21 protein-coding genes and 1 pseudogene are annotated in these 22802 nt (G+C 39.1%); all 22 read right to left on the bottom strand.

Features of this window, described 5'->3' with window-relative positions; translation table 11 throughout:
* Positions 1–10 precede the first annotated feature (10 nt).
* Positions 11–1153 carry an efflux RND transporter periplasmic adaptor subunit gene (locus DX130_RS21785; protein ID WP_116048948.1) on the bottom strand — a complete coding sequence of 381 codons (1143 nt, stop codon included), beginning with the start codon at positions 1151–1153 and terminating at the stop codon, positions 11–13.
* A 19-nt stretch (positions 1154–1172) separates the two neighbouring features.
* Positions 1173–2030 (bottom strand): carbohydrate ABC transporter permease, encoded by an 858-nt coding sequence (locus DX130_RS21780; RefSeq protein WP_116048946.1) that lies wholly within the window; start codon positions 2028–2030, stop codon positions 1173–1175.
* A 22-nt stretch (positions 2031–2052) separates the two neighbouring features.
* Complete coding sequence (locus DX130_RS21775; RefSeq protein ID WP_116049058.1) at positions 2053–2913, bottom strand: carbohydrate ABC transporter permease; 861 nt, start codon at positions 2911–2913, stop codon at positions 2053–2055.
* Between the two features lie 35 nt (positions 2914–2948).
* Complete coding sequence (locus tag DX130_RS21770; protein ID WP_165861406.1) at positions 2949–4271, bottom strand: HAMP domain-containing sensor histidine kinase; 1323 nt, start codon at positions 4269–4271, stop codon at positions 2949–2951.
* A gap of 125 nt (positions 4272–4396) precedes the next feature.
* On the bottom strand, positions 4397–5089 hold the full coding sequence (locus DX130_RS21765) for a response regulator transcription factor (RefSeq protein ID WP_206098871.1): 693 nt from the start codon (positions 5087–5089) through the stop codon (positions 4397–4399).
* Between the two features lie 382 nt (positions 5090–5471).
* Positions 5472–5762 carry an MMPL family transporter gene (locus tag DX130_RS21760; protein ID WP_116048942.1) on the bottom strand — a complete coding sequence of 97 codons (291 nt, stop codon included), beginning with the start codon at positions 5760–5762 and terminating at the stop codon, positions 5472–5474.
* 507 nt (positions 5763–6269) lie between these two features.
* Positions 6270–6722, bottom strand: coding sequence for an NUDIX hydrolase (locus tag DX130_RS21755; protein ID WP_165861405.1), 453 nt, complete (start codon positions 6720–6722; stop codon positions 6270–6272).
* The gene (locus DX130_RS21750) at positions 6719–7642 is read right to left on the bottom strand and encodes a serine/threonine-protein kinase (RefSeq protein ID WP_116048938.1); all 924 of its coding nucleotides are present in this window, start codon (positions 7640–7642) and stop codon (positions 6719–6721) included. Before DX130_RS21750 ends, DX130_RS21755 begins: the two co-directional genes overlap by 4 nt.
* A 446-nt stretch (positions 7643–8088) precedes the next feature.
* Positions 8089–8994: a Rossmann-like domain-containing protein gene (locus tag DX130_RS21745; RefSeq protein ID WP_116048937.1), complete on the bottom strand. Its 906-nt coding sequence runs from the start codon at positions 8992–8994 to the stop codon at positions 8089–8091.
* Between the two features lie 39 nt (positions 8995–9033).
* On the bottom strand, positions 9034–10071 hold the full coding sequence (locus DX130_RS21740; RefSeq protein WP_116048935.1) for a threonine aldolase family protein: 1038 nt from the start codon (positions 10069–10071) through the stop codon (positions 9034–9036).
* Positions 10068–11546, bottom strand: coding sequence for a leucyl aminopeptidase family protein (locus DX130_RS21735; RefSeq protein WP_116048934.1), 1479 nt, complete (start codon positions 11544–11546; stop codon positions 10068–10070). The genes DX130_RS21740 and DX130_RS21735 overlap by 4 nt, the downstream gene beginning before the upstream one ends.
* 16 nt (positions 11547–11562) lie before the next feature.
* Positions 11563–12735: a class I SAM-dependent methyltransferase gene (locus DX130_RS21730; protein ID WP_116048932.1), complete on the bottom strand. Its 1173-nt coding sequence runs from the start codon at positions 12733–12735 to the stop codon at positions 11563–11565.
* Positions 12736–12742: 7 nt separating this feature from the next.
* Positions 12743–13396: a dTMP kinase gene (gene tmk, locus DX130_RS21725; protein ID WP_116048930.1), complete on the bottom strand. Its 654-nt coding sequence runs from the start codon at positions 13394–13396 to the stop codon at positions 12743–12745.
* A gap of 8 nt (positions 13397–13404) precedes the next feature.
* The gene (locus tag DX130_RS21720) at positions 13405–14394 is read right to left on the bottom strand and encodes an aKG-HExxH-type peptide beta-hydroxylase (RefSeq protein ID WP_165861404.1); all 990 of its coding nucleotides are present in this window, start codon (positions 14392–14394) and stop codon (positions 13405–13407) included.
* An 18-nt stretch (positions 14395–14412) separates the two neighbouring features.
* Positions 14413–15555: a radical SAM/SPASM domain-containing protein gene (locus tag DX130_RS21715; RefSeq protein WP_116048927.1), complete on the bottom strand. Its 1143-nt coding sequence runs from the start codon at positions 15553–15555 to the stop codon at positions 14413–14415.
* A gap of 93 nt (positions 15556–15648) precedes the next feature.
* Positions 15649–15801 (bottom strand): hypothetical protein, encoded by a 153-nt coding sequence (locus tag DX130_RS26605; protein ID WP_165861403.1) that lies wholly within the window; start codon positions 15799–15801, stop codon positions 15649–15651.
* 77 nt (positions 15802–15878) lie between these two features.
* Positions 15879–17030: a nucleotidyltransferase domain-containing protein gene (locus DX130_RS21710; protein WP_116048925.1), complete on the bottom strand. Its 1152-nt coding sequence runs from the start codon at positions 17028–17030 to the stop codon at positions 15879–15881.
* Positions 17008–17679 (bottom strand): annotated as a pseudogene (locus DX130_RS27080) (ABC transporter ATP-binding protein). The gene DX130_RS21710 and the pseudogene DX130_RS27080 overlap by 23 nt, the downstream one beginning before the upstream one ends.
* Positions 17600–17941, bottom strand: coding sequence for an ABC transporter ATP-binding protein (locus DX130_RS26600; RefSeq protein ID WP_165861382.1), 342 nt, complete (start codon positions 17939–17941; stop codon positions 17600–17602). Before DX130_RS26600 ends, DX130_RS27080 begins: the two are co-directional and overlap by 80 nt.
* Positions 17942–18081: 140 nt before the next feature.
* Positions 18082–19725: an ABC transporter ATP-binding protein gene (locus tag DX130_RS21695; RefSeq protein WP_116048921.1), complete on the bottom strand. Its 1644-nt coding sequence runs from the start codon at positions 19723–19725 to the stop codon at positions 18082–18084.
* On the bottom strand, positions 19709–21502 hold the full coding sequence (locus DX130_RS21690; protein WP_116048920.1) for an ABC transporter ATP-binding protein: 1794 nt from the start codon (positions 21500–21502) through the stop codon (positions 19709–19711). The genes DX130_RS21695 and DX130_RS21690 overlap by 17 nt, the downstream gene beginning before the upstream one ends.
* A 3-nt stretch (positions 21503–21505) precedes the next feature.
* The gene (ectB, locus tag DX130_RS21685; RefSeq protein WP_116049056.1) at positions 21506–22780 is read right to left on the bottom strand and encodes a diaminobutyrate--2-oxoglutarate transaminase; all 1275 of its coding nucleotides are present in this window, start codon (positions 22778–22780) and stop codon (positions 21506–21508) included.
* Positions 22781–22802: the final 22 nt, after the last annotated feature.

Below are 22802 nucleotides of genomic sequence, written 5' to 3'. Positions count from 1 at the left end.
AATCATCCTCTCAATTTAATCGAATGCGGTTGCCTTCCTGCAACGGTTCGCTCGACTCCGTCACAATGTTTTCTTCCGGGTAAACGCCATCGAGTACGACGATCTCATCGTCATTCCCCTTCCCCGTATTCACGTAAGCCTTCTGAACCGTGTAGGTGTTGCCGAGTGAGCTTCGATTCTCGCGAACAACAAACACGTAGCTTCCGGTTCCGTCTTTTCTGAGCCACTTTTTGCTGATGACAAGCCCCTGCTCTTGAAATGGCCTCACCAAGCTAACGCTAGCTAACTCACCTCCTTTGAGATCGTCTCCCGACACGTGGACGACGATCGTTTTTTGACCCTTGGCATTTCCGTCTAAATTTCCACTGTCAACATCTGGATTGCCTGCAGATCCGCCGCCGCTGCCCCCGGTAGCATCCTTGATTTCGGCGACGGTTCCTTCGCTTTTCAACGGCTTATCCCCCTGCACGTTTACAAGCACCTTCTCACCCAATTGCATCAAATCGGCAGAATCTTTATCAGCCGTGAAGGTAAATTGGAATCCCTCGCCGGTTTCCACTATCGTCAGCACGGGCTGTCCTTGAAGAATACTTCTGCCTTCCTCGGCTTGAAGATTCGTAACTATGCCGTCCGCAGGCGCAGTCAACGTGCGTTTTCGTTCCAGATCCCTTCGCAGTGTTTCAATTCTCCGCATCGCTATGTCTGAGTCTAGCCCATCCAATTCCAAGTCGCGTTTCGCTTTGCGAATCTCACCTTCGTCTCCTGTTCGTTGAGCAGTCACGAACTGTTCTGCAATCAGCTCCCGGTTCAACTTCCTTTTCTTCAGCTCGTCCTCCGCGTCGAGAATCTGTTGCTGCGCCTCTGTTCCGTCGAACGTTATGAGAATCTGACCCTTCTTGACTTGTTCTGCATGGCGAACATGCACCTTCTCCAACTTCCAGCCGCTGTCGCTGATTAATTCAATTTGCTTGCGGGGTGTGATGGGACCGCTGCCTTCGATGCGAAAGGTCAACGTTTTTTTATCAGCCTTCGCTGTCGTCACTTTGGGTAGCAAGACGGTTTGAAGCGTTTGGCTGAACAATGTCAACCCCGCCAGCACAAGAAGTAACACCACCAATGCAATGCCGGCAATCTGTTGTTTGCGCTGTATCATGTTGCCACTCTCCTTTCGCTCAGCCTTTCACGCCGGAAAGCTGGATTCCTTCAATAAAATACCGTTCGGCGCTTAAGAACAGGAGTACCATAGGCATCATATAAACAACCGAAACGGCAAACGATACGCCGAGTACATCATCCTGGATGTGGGAGAGGAAGACCGAAAGCGGCTGCTTCGCGGCGTCCTGAAGAAAGATAAGCGGCTGCTCGACCATATTCCAATAGTCGACGAACAGGAGCACGACGAGCGCGGCGATGCCCGGTTTCACCATCGGCAGCGCAATCGATACGAGTATGCGCAAGGTTCCCGCCCCGTCCATTTTGGCTGCTTCGATATAAGACGAGTGGATGTGAAGCATGAATTGCCGCAGTAGAAACACGCCGAAGGGGGCAAACACGCCGGGCAGTATGATGGAGCCGGGATGGTTCAGCAGACCCAGCCGATCGGCCATCAAGTAGTTGGGCACGAGCGTCACCTGAAACGGCATCAGCATCGTCATCAAATAGAGAAAAAACAATCCTTCTCTGCCCGGAAAACTCAGCTTTCCGAACGCGAACGCTGCGAGGATGGCCACCAACGCTTGTCCGATGATGATGGGCACCACCATAGATACGGAATTCCAGAACAGGTATAGAAATTTCGGCGTTGAGATCAATACTTCGCCATACTGCTGGAATGACACCCAATCGGGAATCCATTTGAGATTAACGAATAGGCTCGTATCGGTTTTGCCCAGCATGCCGTAATTCGCCATAATATCCCGCTCCGTCATAAAAGAATTGACGACGGTCAAGACGACGGGCATTAACAGCAGACTAGCGATGAGGATTAACAGTAACGAACGCAACAGCGGTGCGACCCATCCCTTTATCACGTCATTCACCTCTTTCTTGCACTTACTCCATATAAGAGCGGAACATCCGCTCTGTACGGAACAGGACGAACACGAGCACCATAATGCAAAGCGCCATCAACACTGCCGCAGACGAGACTTTCTGAATATCAAGGGACAGGAACATATTGTTCATGTAATGCTGCATCATATAAATGCTGTCATGCGGGTATGCACCCGCAACGAGATACGTTTCTCGAAATACCTTGAACGAATTCAACACGGACATAAGCACGACCAGAAACGTCGTCGGCGTCAAATACGTGAGCGTAATTCCAAACAGCTTACGTGCGGAACTCGCCCCTTCCAGATTGGCGATCTCGTAATATTGGTCCGGAATGTTCTGTAAGCCGGCCAGGAATAGAATGACGTTGTATCCGATGTTTTTCCATACGTAGACCAGCACAATCACAAATCCGGCCCAATTGGATTTCATCCAGTCTTGGCGGTCAAGGCCGAATTGCTGCAAAACCGCATTTAACGCCCCATTCCAATCGAACAGGATTTGCCAGACCAGCACGATCGAAGCAACCGGTACAACAAGCGGCAGCACATAAGCGGTGCGAAGCCAATTCCGGATGAACACCCGTTGATTCAAGAGCAACGCCAGCAAGAGCGATATGGCAACCAGAATCGGCACGCTGACCGCGGTGAACGAGAATGTATTGGACGCCGCTTTCTGAAACGAGGAACTGAGGAGCAGCTCCTTGTAGTTTGACAATGTGAAGCTTCCTCCCAATCGGTCCTGGAATGAGGTAAGCACGCTCTGGCCGAACGGAATGAGATAGAAGAGAGCAAATCCGGCCAAGCTCGGAGCCAATAGCCCGATTGCACTGAATGCATCTGATCGAAAGAACCTTGCCATTCGGCGGCTGAAGGCTTTTGGGATCGTGTCGCTCTTCATTCCCTGTCCTCCTCGGAAAGCGTCAGCCGAAAGATGACGCCAGATTCTTCATTGCTCACCTCGATCTGTGCCCCATAGCTGTTCAATATCTGCCAGACGATGGATAGACCCAGCCCGAACTGCCCATTCGCGCCCATACGATACGGCTCAAACAGACCCTTCAGCAATGCGGCTTCCAGGTGTGGTCCGTCATTGCGGATTTCAATGATTCGCATCAGGGAATCATCCACAGAGGCAGTAATTGAAATCTGTTGACGGGCATAGCGAATTTGATTGTCAAGCAGATTTTCAAACACGACCTGCCATTGGTCAGCATTACCATGAATGCGCCAAGCAGGCGGTTCAACAATCCAATGAATCTCCGGCCGACGGAAACGCAGCCGCTCCACCGTATCCCGCACCACGTCATCGACGTTAAACCATTGGTGGGGAACTTCACGCGAAGAAACGTATTGCAGCCTGCTAAGCGATAACAACTCGTAAACTCGTTCCATAAGCCGGTCGGTTTCCTGCAGAATGGTGTCAACGCTTCCCTCCAATGATCCTCGCGGGTAAATGCCATCGACGATGGACTGAGCATAGTTGCGAATAATCATCACAGGCGTTTTTAATTCATGGGAAATATTTTGCAGCAACGCTTGCTGCGTCTCATCTTGACGCAGCAGCCGCTGGCGCATTTCGTCGAAGGCGCGGGACAACCTGCCGAACTCATCTCTTCGTCTCAATTCGAACGCCTCATGCCAGTTGCCCTCTGACATCCGTTTCACCTGACGCTCCATTCTGGTGAGCGGGCTGGATAAATACCGGGCGAGCCAGAAACATGGGATTGAGCTGAGCAGCATAAATGCGATCAGAAGCAGAAGCAAATTGCGGAACATCGTTCCGACCATCTCATTGCGATACTCGGCCCATGCATAGGAGATCAGCACTCCGGAACCGTCATTAATGGTTTTTGAGATGGAGTAAAAGAGGGTGTGGCCCTCTACTTGGACTGAGTTCGTCTCAACCTCCTTGACTTGCTCAGCCGCCTCCTGCTTTAGTCGCTTGGTTAAGGAATCGGGCAAGCCCCTGTCACGGTTTAAAAAGTACGCTTTTCCTTCCACCAATATCAGATGGCCGATAGCAGGCCCCTCTATGTATCCGGTCGGCTGAACTTTTTCAAATCCCCCGGTCGTGCTATCGTCATTCGGTGCTGCTTGACCCGTTGAAGAGGACATGGCTATCTCCATAACGCCATCTTCTCTGAACTTGAATACCCCCCCTTCCTTTTGAAAAATTTCCTGAACAAAGGTTAACTGCTGTTGAGAGTCCCGAATCATCGCATAGGTTTGCTCCGTAAAAAAACTTTTTAGTAAATAGGGGAGAACCAAGGCCACCATCAAGAATATGCACAGCAACAAAGAGGCAAAAACGAACCATATTTTAATTGCCAAAGGCCAATGTTTCATCTTTTCACCAACCTATAACCGAGGCTATATAGCGTTTCCAGCCGCAGCTCAGGCATTTTTTTGCGTAATCGCCAAATGAGATCGTCCACTACGCGGTCTGTGCCGAAGTAATCCCGGCCCCAAACCTCATTCAAAATGTGTTCGCGTTGCATGACCTGTCCGGCATGTGACACAAAATATTGCAATAGATCAAATTCCTTTGAAGTCAGCTCCACTTCTAGTCCCGAATTCTCCCTCACAATGCGGGCTTGTCTATCAATCGTATAAGGCGGATAGTCGACTTGGGCGAGATGCGGAGCAGAATATCCGGTTTGAAGTACTTTTCCGTATACACGCTCCATCAGCTTGCGAACACGGATGATGAGTTCACGCGTCTGGAATGGCTTAGCCAAATAGTCATCACTGCCCAGCTCCAAGCCGTTAATCCGATCCAGATCGGAATCCCGTGCCGATATGAAGATGACCGGGATAGACTCGTTCCCTTTCCGGATTTCGCGAATCAGTTGATAGCCGTCCATTCCAGGCAGCATAATATCGAGTATCCAAAGATGAGGCTCTTGCGCAATCGCACTTTTGGCTTCCTCGCCGTCTGTAAAGGAAACGACATTCCAGCCTTCCCGCTGTAAGTATGAACAAATAAGCTGATTTAAACTAACTTCGTCTTCTACAAGATAAATGGTGTACATGATGATCTCCCCTTAATGTGGGTTCTTTAACAATTTATCAAAACATTTTAGCCGAAATATCTTAGAATTATCTGAAATTGTCTGAGCATGGAGTATGAAAGCCAGATTCTATTGAATGGATGTCCGTGAAACGAACCGACTTTGAGAATAGAGAATTAGTTGCCGAAAAAAAATCCCGTCCGGCCAAATAGCGCGGATCGGGATTTAGATATTCTTCTCAACATTTATGACACCACATATGTTGTGAGTAACGGTAATAACTGAGACAATAATGGACCTTAATAAGCCCCTTTCACAATTTCTAGTTGAAACAATGTGCAACTATAAGTGAGATAAGTTGTGAATATCATGATTATAAGTGAGAAAAATAGGATCGAGACATTAATTACGCTCTTTCCTCGACGAATACGAAGCTGGCGAAGACGACGATAATGATCAATCTTCCCGCTGTCACGACACCGCCACTATTCGCCATGCCCGAGTACACAGCCTTACGACCGCCGCCTGTCCGCGAATACTTCTCCCACTTCCTGCTAACGAGGAACACCTCGTAATCCATAGCTAATCCGAACAAGATGCCGACCGTCAATACGGATGCCGAAAAAGCTGGCCAACTGTCTCGCCGTGAGTATAGGTATGCCAAGAAGGCACACATTCCACTCACTATACAAAACATAATCGCCACCCTCCCGAAGAATAGCTAGTCCAAATCATTAATCAGCAGAACGTTATGCCAAAGAACCATTCTCCATAAATTGTCTGCAGTAAACAAGGTATTAGACTGAATCGTAGGAGAAAACTCTTCGTTAATAGTTCTGCATTAATTACTTTTTTCTCCTTTAATTGGTATTGGAGCGGGCGCTGATCAAACGACCCGCGCACAGACTTCATTCGGCCTGGCATACCTTTCACTTGTAGAGAAGTTTTAACTCTATTTATCCTTTGTAGACACAAGATCAGAAAATAGAGATCTTATCAAATCGATATGTGCTTTGCCCTAAGTCAGAATGCCTACTTCCTGCAGTAGATACTCACTTTTTACAGGAAACGGTTCGAAGTGAATAGTTAACATGTACTCATTATCTATTATAATTCGAGTGCCTCTGACATCAGAAAACACCTTAATCGTAACACTCTTTCCATGTTATCTTTCCTTTGATTTTTGCGATCACTGGTTGTTATACTATTCATTATTAACTAAAGACTCTATTACATGAATAAAATCTCCCTGTCCCACTGCAAGTTCAATTTCACTATTAATATCAATCCAGTAATGACGTAATTTAATAATATGACCACTTGGAGTTACCTCAGTAGTTTCCCATTCATCTTTTGGTTTTTCATTTAAGCTTAAAAGAAATACATTCCTTTGGTGAATTTCTTTTCGAGGTTCATAAAAATAATCATACTCTGTAATCTTTGCGATAATTGTAGCTTCATTTAACCCTGTTTCCTCATATACTTCCCTGATAACAGCGACTTCTGCAGTTTCACCCGCTTCAATGGTGCCTGCTGGAACTTGAATTCCGGCCTCTGGTAAATCTGTATGCACGTTAACAAGCAATTGTATGGATTCCGGATTCCCAGGCACTGTACGAGTTATGTAAGCTACTACTTTCATTATTTTTGGATTCAAAAAAATTCGCCACCTATCGAAAAAGATATGGATTGCAATTCTTCTAAACATTCATGGACATTCATAAACCGCTCTTCTGGATTGTAAGAAAGACATTTCATAATAAAATCATCAAGGTTCTTTGGTACCAATGGGTTCATTGCCAAAGGAGAAGGGGCTCTATGCCTTGGAAGCGTGGCTGTAAGCATCCGATAAAATATAGCTCCAATACTATATATATCTCCCCTCTCGTCAACATCATGAAACAAATAATCATGCTCAGGTGGCCAATATAAAAATGGCTCTTTAATCGATGGCTCTTCTTTAATATTCGGAAATCTTGCATACCCCAAGTCACACCACATTGCATGTCCATTATTAATTAATATGTTATATGGCGTGATGTCACGATGGATAATCCCTCTGTTATGTATGACTTTTAAGCCACACAATAGATCGTATATTATATTTATTGATTCTCTAATTGTCATTATTCGTTTTTGTCCGCTGCCAACCATATTAATATAGGTAGATAAATTGTCGAGCTCATAGTAATCCATAAGATACATTGGTAATTCATCATCTAGATACATATCATACACATTAACCCAATACTTACTTTTAATATTTTTTAATGTTATTGCTTCATACTCAAATTTCTTTCTCCAGTATTGATATTCGAAATTATCAAGCTCTTTATAAAACTTATAAGCGTATAAATTATGACCTATTAGATCACTCATATTATTATAAACGGTATAGTATCCATAGAAAAGCTTAACTACTAATTCCTGAGGGTATAGTATATTATTATTGTTTTCCACAAGAACAACCGTGCATAATCCCCCAAATGACAAAACACGTTTTACCTTAAAACCTTTTTTATCTAAATAGTCTTCTACGTACTCGGTAGGGTAACCAGGGTTAAATTTAAATGTCATAGTAACTTCCACTTCTCCCCACTAATTTAAGGTTTCTCTGGCTTCTAACTTTTCTTACAATATCCATTTTAACTGCAAAGCATGCTTGAATAACATTAATCAATCGTTTGAGATTTTTGTTTAAGCAAATCACGATTTCCTTAGATCAGCGTAGATCCCATCTGGTAGGTGAAGTTTCGTTCAGCTACCATCGATATCCACTATGATTTGTCTTTACATGATGTGGACCGATACAAGCAACACTTCGATCACACAACCTTCATTAAGTGAATATAGCGGGAACCAGAATATCTCAGCTCCCATTACAATGAGATCCATAAAATACTCTTCATGAAGGTCTCTTCTAGAAATGAGTAAACTGTTCAATCCTATGCCTTGAATGCACAAGCTACAAGATTTCGTTTTTATTTACACCTCAAATTTTATAAATTTACAGCGATGATCCTTCACAAATATATATACACTCGATTATCAAACTCAGTGAACCAATCATAAATCCGATCATCAAAAAAATATGCTTCTTTGTATCGTGTATCCTTTAATTCCGTACACAAAAGAGAAACTCCTTTCTCTATGAATGCACTCGGAACAATCGCTCCACTCGGTCCCTGAACAATAATTTTTTTTCCTTTTAGTTGAGATATAAGATGATCAATCGTGGCATTACAAAGTGATGAGGCTGTTATTGCAACCACACTACACTTCTCTAACCCTGTGTTAATATCAGAACCTTGATAAACGACCTTTTCATATTTTGCTTTTGAATTTAACTTTGTAACTGTCGATTCAAGCGTTTCTACTCTATGAATAATATGCTTATCTATAAAGTGAACTTCTTTAACATATGGTAAGTCGGAAAATATTTCTAACATTCCCCCAAAACCTATCACCCCAACAACGGAATTGTCACCGAGTAATCTGTACAATATACGCCTTGAATCATTCGGTTTCTTTGGAAAATGATGCTCTTCGTATGTAACTGTTACACTATTGAGGCCATTCATACGCAAGATATCTTTTTCAAATAATGGTTGAGATAAAGCTGAAAGTATTGCAATTTTTATCGCTTGCTCTGTCAGATTTAATTTATTTGGCTCCTTCATTAAAATGGTTTCCAACAACCATGGATCTGTTTTCAAAGAAGAATATAAACTATTCACAATACCCTGTGATTTCTCATAAATATTTGGTCTGAAAGGATATACATCGTAATTCATAGCAGTCCCAATATTTCCATTTTCAAGTTCAACTAAAACAAATGATCGTGACCCATCAATTGTACGTATAGCAGTCGAACTATTTATCAAGCCTTCTCTGACCAATGTATTTAGGGCAATCTGCTCAATTCTCAAGTAAGCAGCTCCTTCTCTATCTAGTAATATTACAGTTAACTATCTTTTTAATGTTTTTGTACCCTCAATAATCATTTTGGCTATGTAATTAAGGTCTGTTCCCCTTATATCCATATGAGTCACTAATCGAATTTTAGATTCAGAGGGTACACTTACCCTAATACCATTATTAAGCAGGAAATGTGCTAGTTGGTTTGACTTAACATTTGTCTTATTTAAATTAATAAAAATTATATTAGTTTCTGGACGATCAATATCAAATAGTTCACTATCATTTAGTAATTTATATAACGTTATCGCATTAAAATTATCTTCTTTAATTCGCTCTATGTTATTATTCAAAGCATACAAACCAGCAGCAGCAAGCATTCCTACTTTACGCCAAGTTGCACCTATTCTCCTCTTCCATTCCCATACTTTTTCTATAAATTCTTTGTCCCCTGCCAACATGGCTCCTGTTGGTGCCCCTAATCCTTTACACAAATCTATATACACTGCGTCAATATTTTTCACATGAACATCTGCATTCTGACCTGTTGCTGGTGCAGCATTAAACAAGCGTGCACCATCCATATAAACTTTAAGACCCCTTTGATGGGATTCCTTACATACATCATTAATAGAATCTACCGACCACACACTTCCGCCATTTTCTGCTGCAGTCTGCTCAATATAAATAAGTTTTAACGGAGGTACAGACGCTGAGTGCGGTTTTAAATATTCTCTTCTAACTTCTTTTGAAGAAAATACACCTTTGTTTCCAACTATAGACTGAAAATATACCCCTAGGTGGGATGCTAAGCCTCCCTGCTTCGTCAATAACGGTTCAGAATAGTGGTCTAAGAGTATACGTCCTCTACTTTCACAAAAGGATAAAAAAGCAAGTTCATTACACATTGTACCGGTAGGCAAAAAAATAGAAGACTCTTTTCCCAATATCGAACAGAGTTTTTCTTCTAGTTTTTTTACCATAATATCTTCTTCTTCTGTATGATAAATCTCTGCATTAAGCATTACTTTCTTCATTTCTTCACTTGGTTTAGACGAATTATCACTATATAAGTCAATGAGACTCATTTATAATATTCTTCCTTTCCAGGATGTAATAAACGAGTAAGTGTGGCTACCATTGCTCCAGTTGCTCCTATAGTATTCAAATCGCTTTGCCTATTGGTCCATCCTGTTGCGCAGATATCCAGATGAATCCAAGGTAAATCTCCAACAAATTCTTCTAAAAATAATGCAGCAGTTATACTTTGAGCTCCCTCAGAGTTCAAGTTTTTAATATCTGCTATATCACTCTTAAGCATTTTCTTGTATTCCTCAAACAATGGCAGGTTCCAAACCCTTTCTCCTGATTTATTAGAAGCTTGGATTAATTCTTGATAAAAGTTATTATCATTAGTAAATGCTCCTGTTGTTACACTACCTAGACACACATTAATTGATCCAGTTAATGTTGCGACATCAATTATCTTGCTAGCGTTATTCATCTTGGCATAAGTGATGGCCTCTGCAAGAATAATCCTTCCTTCGGCATCAGTATTAATGACTTCGATAGTTTTTCCACTTAATGAGGTAATTACATCGCCCGGTTTATACGAGTTTGCACTGATTATATTTTCTGTCGCCGGTATTATAGCAAGTACATTCACCGACGCCCGCAAATCACAAAGATTTTTAATTAAACTTAAAACTACAGCTGCCCCTGCCATATCGTTCTTCATTGTAATCATATCCTCAGGATTCTTTAAACATAATCCACCCGAATCAAATGTTACCCCTTTACCAATCACAGCTATGGGAGAATCCCATTCAGCACGGCCTAGATACCTTAAAACTATTAATTTTGGGGGGATTGAACTACTATTCCCCACCATAGTTAATCCGTTAAACCCCATGCTATATAATAATTCATGATCAAAAACTTCAACGTGAATTCTTCCTTCACTTTCCAGTTCTAAATCAATTGCCACCTCTGCTAGCTCTATTGGTGTAAGTAAATTGCTGGGTATATTAATTAAATCCCTAGCCCATAAAATTGATTTTGCAATAATAATCGATTCTCTTAAAGAGTTTATAGAGTCATTAGCTATCACTTTACCATATACAAAATTGACATTCTCTAAAAACAAATTGTTGTAATCTTCACTGGAGGTATAGGATTTTATCTTATAACTACCCAACACCATCCCCTCTGCCATAGAATTGATTAGATTAATGTCGACTTGATTTTGGTCAACGAACTGGCGTAAATCAATTTTGATATTATTTATCTGGTATTTTTTAATAATTTTCACCAGTTTAGCACCTAAGATCTTTGCATGATGATTATTATAGATATTACCTATAAAAATAACATATTTGTAAGTTGATGTACTGTGAGTCGGAACGATCTCTATTAATTGTTCTTCATTACAGTGGTTAATAATAGCTTGATTTAAATAAATCTGTACATTATGCATACTTATAATGTTTTGATCTATTGGAATGACTAATACCTCATTAACTATCTGGTCTTCTGTGGTTATTAAATTAAATTCCGTGTCCACATAGATCAACCTTCTTCTATATATTTTTTTCCAAACATATTAAAAGCCTAGGAGAGCTAGTGGTATAAGGAAGACCATTAAAATCACCCCACGCTTTTTTAAAGTGTAGATTATAATTTCCCGCTATTTTAATGATTTTGCTAAGAGTATATTCTTGTAAAAAATTGCGATATTCATAGCATACTCTGCTATTTAACAACAAAATGATATGACGATGACCAAATAGGGAATCATTTATTTTTCCTTCTTCAATAAGTTCAAGATAGGGTTCATTAAAAAATAAACCTCCATTGTTTATTATTTTCCATTCTTTATCATATTCTTCGTCAAATACTTTATTCACTAACTCTAGAAACAATTGCCCGCCACTATTTAAAGATTTACTCATTTTATTAAGCAATCTATTCACATCTTCTTCTGAAAAGAAGTTCAACACCTCGTAAAAAACAACTGCTAAATCAATTGAAGCGGGGAAATCACATGTTAATAAATCTCCCAACTTAAAAGCGTAGTCCTTTACTGAGAAATTTTTTAATGCGTAATGTATAGCAGATGGAGCACTATCAATCCCGAAATAAACCGTTTCCAAATTTTGTTTTTGAATCGCCTCCGCATACAAGCCTGGACCACAAGCTATGTCTAGAACCCTTAAGTTATTTCTAAGAATTTTCTCAGCTATTAAAAAACTGACATGATTCTCTATATCTTTCTTTGCCCGAGAAGCTTGATCATGAGATTGCTCCAAATGCTCTTCTAACATTCGATTTGAAAAATATAATTCGCTCCAGGGTAATGTTTCTCCAGCCCCTTTTTTATGGATAATCATCCGTTTAAAATCCGTAAGATTAATAAGTTTTTCTATTGGATCGGCTTGTAAAGGTTTTTCTATAACTTGAATATCGCTATCGTCACTGATTATAGATATAGGTAAAACATTAGTTACAGCAGGAAACTGTATTTCGTATAATTCACAAACATCAAACCCATCAGATAAGTGCGTCTTATCCCTTTTATGCATTAATGTAACTGATCCATATTCGGTCTGCCAATACTCAGATATTATAACTGTTTCACTCGAAGACTCCTCGTCTAATCCTAAAACAATGTTTGTAGGTTTCCCAACATGTTCGAGCAAATCATTTTTTACTTTCAGATATGTTTCAATATCTAGTTTAACTTCTTTTGACATATGTTTGTTACCTCTCAAGGTGAACTTGGGAATTGTTAATATTGTAAATTGGTCCAATTACTAAATCATCAACAACCTTCTGCCACCCCTCATTTCCTGAATTATCAATTCTAATTACAGGTGGAAGTCCTGGCAAAGGATCGTCAAAAAATGTTTTTTTATAAGTCTGGGATATACTTGAAAGCGTTTCAGTATTTTCCCAGAACTTCGGGTTTGTTTTTCTTTTCACAATTCTATTGAAAGCAATATCTGGTGGAGTATCTATGAATACTATATAATTAGGTTGAGGATTATAGGAATCAATATGTGCTTTATAATTATTCAAGACATCTATTCCCCATAAGACGTAATTATAAACAACATCAGAGTATGTGAATCGATCTGCTATTACGTGACGCTCTAGAATGTGTTTTCTTACTGTACGTTCATAGTGAACCTTCTTATCTAACTTGAACGCTTCAGCAATTTCCTCAGGTGTATGGATTATATTTTTATTTCTTATATTATTTATAACCTCAGCATATTTAGGTATAGTCCATGAGTGTTGCCCAATAGTCAAGCATTCAAGTGCTGCCTCTTGTAACCTGCGATAAATGTATTTTCGAATTGTTGTCTTCCCAGATCCATCTATACCTTCAAGAATCAAGAAAATATTTTCCATGAAGAACGCTACCCTTCTTTATAAATTTCAAATCTTTTTACGCCTGGATACCATGTAGTCAGTAATTCTTTAATATTCTCACTCCCGATTTCATCTAGAGCAGGAATTATAGAGCTCTCAACCTGCTTGAGTCTAGAAAGTTCATAATCTGTACGATCATAACAGTACTTCAATTGTTTATCATTAAGTAAGTTAAATCCATTACCTTCAGACAAACGTTTATAAAAGTGATACACAATAGAGAAAGCAAATGTTCCATGAACGATACCTAGTGCCGGCCTCATTGTATTACGCCAGGGAGAATACCAACTATTCGCAGTATTAATCACATTAATTTCCTCACGCATTAAATAATAATTCAACCAAGAATGTACCGATTCATGCAAGATTGCTTCAGCATACCTTAATGGTGATTCTGTCCAATCAGTAAATACCGTTCCTGAAAGAGGTGTTAAGGTGTAACTATCCGTACTATCGTCCAGATCACGCCAATCTAAGTTGATAATCACAGATCCCGTGAGTTCATTGAAGAATAACAGATGGGTTGCAGATATTAACTTCAATGCTTCTTCTACATAATCATTTGACAAAGACTGTTTAGCATTTTTTATAATATCGTGAGTAATACAATATGCATTGTTGTTGAAATTTTGGTTATATGTTGCACGCTTACAATATTCGCTATTAACTATCAAAAATGTTGCATTATCGTAGTTATATAAAAATGGCTCAAATGCACTCTCATCCAGTGACCAAAGAGCTAATGCATCATTTGCTAAATCAACATCATTAGTCTCTGCAGCTCTTTTTGCTAGGTAAAGTGTATGCTGTAATAATGAAAATGTAATGTTTCTAGGGAAAGATAGATTCGATTTAAATTCTGTACCGCTAAGTACTGACAATGCTGTAGAAATCTTCTGCTCCTTTTCGAGCCTCCAACTATCTATATGTTCAAAAAAATTATGAACAGTTCTTCCATCGATCATCTCAGTCCACATGTTATACCCTCTTTTCATTTATGATATTTTGCTTTTTACATGTTCAATAATTGATATACGATAATCACAATATTCTTCATATAAATTGGAACCCCTGAACCTCCCTCTAGTAGCCAAACATCCTCCATTACAGGTGTTTTTATAATCACAATCTTCGCACTTTTCTAACAGTTCATTTAAAGAATCATGCAGAGGTTTGTTCGTTTGAAAATGTATAATGTCATCCAAACTTTCGAAATCTTTTAGATAGGAGAGAAGAGAATTTTTAGAATCTAACTCATCGCAACTTCCCACTCTTCCATCCGGATATAACGAGAGCATATTAGCACATTTAAATTGATTGTATACGCAAAAGTTTGCATGTTTTCCACCAACGACTCTAATGATACTCAAAAAAGGTTCTAACAATAATTCCTTATATCTTTGTGTTTCCGTCCAATAGTCGAACAGTTCTTTTAGAAAAGAACTAAATTCTAGTGGAGTTATCCCCCATCCTGGGACACCTTCACCATTAGGATTTAGTATTTCTATTGATTCGATATTCCCTTTATTTTTAGGGCTCATTACGTTAAAATCAAAGCAAGGGTTTATTTTCAATAAACTTATACAACTAAATCCCATGAAGTAATCTAAAATCTGCTTACTTCTCTTTAATGCGGGCTTAGTGACAGTACATATCAATCCAATCTTCATTTCATTTGCCTCAAGTAATCTCAGGGATTTCTCAACTTGCTTATAAGTCGGTCGGTCAAGATAATCGACTCTATGTTTTGTGCTTGCAGGGTCACCGTCTAGACTTGTAGATATCTCAATTTCAGGCCATTCTGTCTTTAAGAGATCTATCCATTCTTGGTCTAAGAGGATTAAGTTAGTTTGCAATTTAAGTCTAATAGGTCCCTCATATTTTTGACACTCGCGAATTAACGAAAGCATTTTTTCTTTTCCGATGATGAGAGGCTCGCCACCATGCAGTTCCAATGCCAAGGGCCTTTTATTTGCTTTTTTTAAAAACTCACTTAGCATATCTGCATTTATATTTTTATACGGTCCAGATGGCTTTCTCTTTTCATAACAATAATGGCAATTAATATTGCACACTTCTCCTGGAAGTTTCAAAAAAACCGAAAGCGCTTCCTCTTCAAAAGGTAGATGCAACTCCAAAACTCTACACTCTCCTCTATTGGGAGCGTGATTAAATGCCTTAGCACTTTATCACGCTCCAACTACTTGCTAGTTACGTGTTAGTCTCAAAAGCTATTGAGATGACTCCGATGATTTCAACTGCCTTTGGAGAGCTTCCCAATCACGCCCAGAGCCATTACTATGATGGGCACTGGCAGAAAATGTTTCCTTACCCAACTCGAGTTTCTGTACTGATTCAACAAACTTAGAGAAATCGATTTTCATATATTTTCACCTCCTTTCAAAGATCTTATTTCCTTTTCCTATCAAGTATCAATGATATAAGCCAAATAATATCTTTCTCATGTTTTTTTTAAGTTAAGATCGATTAGTTCAGATACCCGCATTGGGTTAAAAAATCTATTCACTATTGTATCTGTCCAGGTAAATAAACCGTGATCTTTTTCGTAGAAAGTTACTTTGTTTAAATAATCAAGATTATTTGGCTTCAAAGCTTCTAAAACAAATACCGGTATAAAATTTCCATAGAGTTGACTAACATAATAAAGAGAGTAATATATTGATTTTTCAATATTAAATGTCTTTACAGTATCAATTAATTGATACCAATCAATATTTAAATTATGGTTATTTACCATGTTGTGAATATCGCATGACTTATATAAAAGTAAATCTTTATACTTGATCACTTCGTCATAATTGATAGCTTCTTTATAAAAATGTATACATAGGAATATTAAAAAATCTGCCCATGACAATGTTGATAATTTATGCCCCATTATACTTACAGTTTGACTTCTTTTTAAAAAAACACTTACTTCTTCATCTGTTCTTGTTGAGGTCAACAAATCAATCGAAAATTGAATATCAGCCTTATGGTACTTTGATAACGGCATGTCAAATTGCTTGATAAATGGATAAACCTCGTGAGAAACCATTGACCAAAGTGCGATTTCTTTTCTTTCCGAACTTATCACTTTATTTGTCCTAAAATCAATTGTCCCCTGAACATAACCTAATTTGTTTAATATTTGAGAAACCTCTTTAATTGAAGCCCTATCAATCAGTATGTCGAGATCATTAAATTCACGGCAACCATAGTCATTATAAATACTGTTTGAAAGAACTATACCCTTGAGTAAAGCATAATTTATACCTTCTCTCTCCAATTGTGATAGTAAGGGTATAGAAAGTTCAAATTGCTCTTTTGCCCTCGCAATATTTGAAAGATATGTTTGCTGAAGGGTACTATATAATTTAGAGTAAGCACATTTTATATTACCTTGCTCTAAAATATACTTACTAATATTTCTCCATGCGATGCCGGGAATTTTATGAAAATATAATTGCCCCAGCACATAACTCCAGTTCATATGTTGCCCGATTAATTTAGTAAAAAGCTCGACTTCTTCCTGAATCATACTACTTTTTGAGAATAATAATAAAATCTGGTTTTCAAAACTTAAATCATTATAATTTTCTATATTCCCCATAACACACCACCTCACTTAACTTTTTATAAAAAGAAGTCCAATTTACCTGTTTAATATTTTTTATATATATAAAATAACTAATATTATCCATTTTTGATAATTGATGAGTAATGATAATGGTTGTCATTCCTTCTCTCAATCTATCAACATTCGCTTGAACACGCCTCTCAGTCTCCAAATCTAGCGCTGAAGTTGCTTCATCAAGAATTAATACCTCAGAATTCCCACTAATTGCTCTAGCCAAAAAAATCCTTTGACGCTGGCCACCGATAATGTAATCCCACGTTTCCCAATAAAGTATCGTATCCGTCGGAAAATTCCATAATAGTTTTGTGAATTTCAACATCCCTATATGCTTGTTCTAGTTCGGTTTGAGAAAAGTCCCTACCAAAAAGAATGTTTGATCTACTTGTATTGGGAAATAAGTAGAGTTCTTGAAACACAACGCTAACTTTTTTGACCATGATTCTTTAGAAATATAATTTATAGGAATATTAATAACCTCTATCGTCCCTTGTTTCGCTTCATAAAACCGAAGAAGAAAATGTGCAATTGTTGATTTACCCGATTTACCATCTCCAACAATGGCCACTTTTTTTTTCTGTTGGAATTTCCATGGAAAGCGAGTTAAGGATTCTCGTATTATCATCATGATAAGAGAAGCTCACATTCTTAAAAACTAAACTTCGTATTGGCTGTTCCAAAACAACCTCTCCCAGATTGACCTGATCACCATCAATTAATTGTTTAGCCTTGTGTATGCCCCAGTAAGCATTGAAAAGATGCATCGTTGAATTATAAATTCCTTGAATTGCATTAAGTAACTGAATAGTTAATTGATAAAATACAACAAACGTCCCTAAGGATACATTCCCTTGAATTACCTGATACCCACCGTAACCTAAAATCAAAAGATTGGAACCCCATCTCATTGGTTCAGAAACATATAGTTGTCTTCCTTCAAGTCGTACCAATTTAAGCACGTTATCAATATATTTTTGGTAACTAAGCTTAAACTTCGTAGAATAATGAGATGTCACGGATTCAGGTATTAATTAAGTGAAATTTTTCCTTGACTGATGCAATAGCGAACATCTGCATTCTCAACCGTTGATAACCGATGTGCAATAATTATAGTTGTCCTTCCTTTTCTCAATGTATCAATATTGGCATGTACTCGTCTCTCTGTCTCTAGGTCCAATGCAGAAGTCGCCTCATCAAGAATCAGGATCTCAGGATTGCCAATAATCGATCTAGCTAATGCGATTCTTTGACGCTGACCACCAGATAAAGTAATTCCACGTTCCCCCAACAGAGTATCGTATCCATTCGGCAGCTCCATGATTGTGTCGTGGATTTCAGCCTCCTTGCATGCCTTTTCCAATTGTGCTTGGGTAAAATCTCTTCCCATAAGAATATTCATTCGGAGAGTATCGGGAAAGAGATATGGATCCTGGAACACTACCTTCACCTTTTGGGCCCATGACACTCTGTCTATGTGATTAAGAGATACATGATTGACTTCGATCTTCCCTTCATCAGGCTCATAAAATCGAAGTAACAATTGAGCTATCGTGGATTTTCCGGAGCCACTCTCTCCAATAATAGCTACCTTTTTCCCAACAGGGATTTCCATTGATATGGAATCTAGTACTCTGCCTTGTTCTTTTCTATACGAGAAACTGATATCTTTTAAGTCAATGTTTTCGATGGCTTTAGCCATTTCAGTGTCACCGACATTGATCTGTTCACCTTGAATAATATTTTTCGCTTTGTACATCCCCCCATAAGCATTAGAAAATTGCATTGTCGAATTATAGACCCCTTGAATTGCATCTAACAGCTGAATAGAAAACTGATAGAAAACAATAAATGTACCGAGCGACACGTTCCCTTGGATCACCTGATATCCCCCATACCCAAGGATCAAAAGATTAGAGCCCCAGCGTAATGGTTCTGAGATATAGAGCTGCTTGCTTTCCAGCCTGACCAACTCGAACACTTTTTCCAAATACCGTTGAAAACTTTGTTTGAGCCTTATAATTTCCCAACGAACTTTATGAAAGGCAATCACTTCTCTTGAGGAGGATATTCCCTCTTCGATATTGACATTGTGCTTAGCTTTTAATTCATTCCTCTCCACCGATATTCCATGGATTCGTGAACCGAAATATTTGCCCTGAACAATGTAAATCACGGAGAGAGGTATTATGATCACCAGCAATTCCGGCATAACATAACAGACAATCGCTAGAAGCAATATGAGATTGAGCAGCTTTTCTATTAATCCCGGGAAGTTCCAAATATACACATTCTTTGAATTCATGAACTCGTTTAGATAAGAGACAAAGCTACCGATTCGTTCCTTCTGGTAATCTTTAACCGGCATTCTGTAAAGAAACTGCATATATTCTTTTCTCATGATCAGTCTCAGCTTATCCGAGGCTCGTTCGAACAGGATGTCCTTAAAACACCATGAAGCGATGTACGAGCATGCCATCAAGAGAAAGAATCCTAAAAAGTATGGAAACAAGTGATAATCGCCGGCAATAAAAACATCATCGATGATATATTTTTGGCTAATCGTAATAAGCAAATTTGTTACAACCGAGATAACCAACAAAACTAATGCACTAATATAAATGCGTTTGACTTGTGCAATATAGTTAAAGATCCATCTAAGCGTTTGTAGCATCTCTCTTCTCCCCCATCAGAAGCTGATAAAATGCTCCATTTCTCTCAAGCAAGCTATCATAAGTTCCAACTTCAGCAATTTCGCCATTCTCTACAACAACAATTTTGTCAAAATCCTGAATGGTGGAAATTCGATGTGCTACTGCGATAATGGTTCTGTCCTTAAACAGTTGATCCAGGGCTTTCTTCACCTCTGCCTCATTCTCATGATCGAGAGCCGATGTCGCTTCATCTAAGACAATTATTCTTGGATTCTTCAAAATCATACGAGCGATGGCAATTCGTTGCCGCTGACCACCTGAAAGCTTGTTCCCACGCTCACCGATAACGGTATCGTATCCTTCAGGCAGTGCCATAATAAACTTGTGAGCTGAAGCTGCTGTAGCCGCAGCAACGATATCATCCTCCGATGCACTTTCATTGCCGAACTGGATATTCTCCTTTACTGTGCCTCCATATAAGTAAGTTTCCTGGAATACGTATCCCATGCTTTCTCTCAACTGTTTTAATGATAACTGTGTCAAGTTAACCCCATCCAGATAAACTGCACCATAAGCAGGATCGTAGAATCTGGATATCAGTTTAATTAAGCTGGACTTCCCATGTCCGCTCTTACCAACCAGTGCGACTTTTTCACCTGGTTGTATCGAAAGGTTAATGTTATTCACTACATCCGATGAGGATGTATAACCGAAACGAACATTTTGAAGTTCGATTCCTCCTCTGACTTCATGTAGCACATTGGGATGATCAACTTCCTTCACATCGGGCGCAAGCTCCATAAAGTGATATAGTCGAATAGTCTGATACAATAACACTCGCTGCTCCGTCAAGTTTGTAATCAAGATCGTAAGATCAAACATCACCTTGTAGTATAGGATGGTGAATGCTATAAACTCTCCAACTGTTAACAGTTCTTCAGAAACGAAAAAGTATCCACATACGAACATTAATACACCGCTGAAGTACACTGCTACCCTTCGAAATGCCCCTCGGTAGTTAATGAGTTTGAAATATACTACATTGATGGCTGCAGTCTTTCGGTCTTGTTCCAGCAATTGATCCAGTTTCCACTTTTCCTGCCCGTATGCTCGCAACTCCATCATCGCAGAGATACTATCATACTGTTTTTTATTCAATTCAGCATGATAGTCAGCTAGTTTCTTGGCATAATCAGCAGACTTCCTTTCAAAATAAGGGCCAATCAGATAATAGAGAAGAATACCTGGAATAAACACAAGTGATAGCTGCCAATTGAGCATTGCCATGAAAATAAAGGTCACCGCAAAAGTAATTGCATATTGAATAATAGTCGGGAGATATTTTCGATTGATCTTTTGAATGGCTTCGACCTCAGTATGAAATAGCGAGAAAATCTCACCAACAGGATGCTTTTCATAAAATGAGTACCCCAGACTGCGCATCTTCTGAAATACCCCTATTTGCATATCTCCCGCAACCCACTCCTGCACCTTACGATCCGTTAGATGCTTTAATATGGTGGAGATAATTACAATTGCAATAACACCTGTTAAGACGACGAGTATCTCTCGATATCTCGACAAATCATTGGACGGGAGAACGTCATCCACTAGCACCTGGATAAATTTAGGCATGGAAATCTGTGCAGAAGCGATCATTAGTCCTAAGAATAAACTAGTTGCAAATAAAACCTTATATGGCTTAAGAAAGCGAAGCGTCCACCAATATATTTTAATCAATCTTGGCTTATCAATAGTACTATGCTGATTTTCCGCTTTTATTGTTGCGTGTTCCATAATTCACCCCCGTTTATGAGCCACTACTCTCTTTAATGCCATTTTGATACTATCCGCTAGTATTTCAAGTCCCTGTCTTAATACTCCCTGCTCTATTGTTAATGGTGGAAGAATCTTCACTACCGTATCTTTGCGCCCAACACATTCTACGATCAATCCATTTGAAAAACATATATCTCTGACTTCATATGCTATTTCTTTAATAGGTATACCGCTAAAATCAATGCCCCATATCATCCCTTTTCCTCTCACCTGAATCTCGGGATCTAATGTGACGAATTTTTTTTCAAATACAGTTTTTATTAAAGAAGAATTCTCTCTTGCTACCTCTTGAAACTGCTTCGAATCCCATAGTTCTAATGCAGCAGTAGCTGCAACGAATGCTAGCTGATTGCCACGAAATGTACCATTATGTTCTCCTGGAGCCCAAATATCATATTGCTCTTTGATTAATAAGAGCGCCATTGGCAATCCATAACCACTGATTGACTTAGATAGAATAACTAAGTCAGGAACGATTCCAGCTTCTTCAAAAGAGAAAAATGATCCTGTTCGCCCACACCCTACTTGCACTTCATCACAGATAAGTAAGATTTCATGTTTCTTACATATTTCACTTAGTGCTTGTAACCAATCAATAGGTGCTATATTTATGCCACCTTCAGCTTGAATCGTCTCAACAACAATGGCTGCTGGTTTATCAACTCCAGAGTGATCATCCTGAAGGATTTTTTCAATGTAATCAATTGAATTAATATCATAGATGTCTCCTGGATATGGTATAAAGGTAACATTAGATAACGGAATTCCGGCTGCTTGTCTGTGGTAGTTGTTACTCGTAATAGAAAGACTCCCAAGTGACATTCCATGGAAACTACCCATAAATGCAAATATTCCAGCTCTTTTTGTCACTTTTCTTGCCAGTTTAATCGCTGCTTCAACAGCATTTGTACCTGTTGGCCCGCAAAACTGTACTTTATATGGATAATTGAGCTTATTTAATGTTGTTAAGCGGAATGAATGGAGGAACTGTTCTTTGGCGACTGTATACATATCAAGTGAGTGAATGATTCCATCCGACTCGATATATTCAATTAGCCTTCTCTTGATATGTTCATGATTATGACCGTAGTTGAGTGCGCCTGCCCCTGCAAAGAAATCAATATACGGCTTCCCAGATGCTGCTTTTATAATCGAGCCTTTAGCACTCAAAAATGTATCAGGAAAAGATCTGCAATATGATCTTACGTTGGATTCAACTTCTTCAAATATGTTCACCACATATCATCCCTCTTTGGTA

Origin of the sequence: Paenibacillus paeoniae, assembly GCF_003388735.1 — a bacterium.
Taxonomy (GTDB): Bacteria; Bacillota; Bacilli; order Paenibacillales; family Paenibacillaceae; genus Pristimantibacillus; species Pristimantibacillus paeoniae.
Note: the sequence above shows the minus strand (reverse complement) of the source record. Positions and strands in the feature narration are given on the sequence as shown.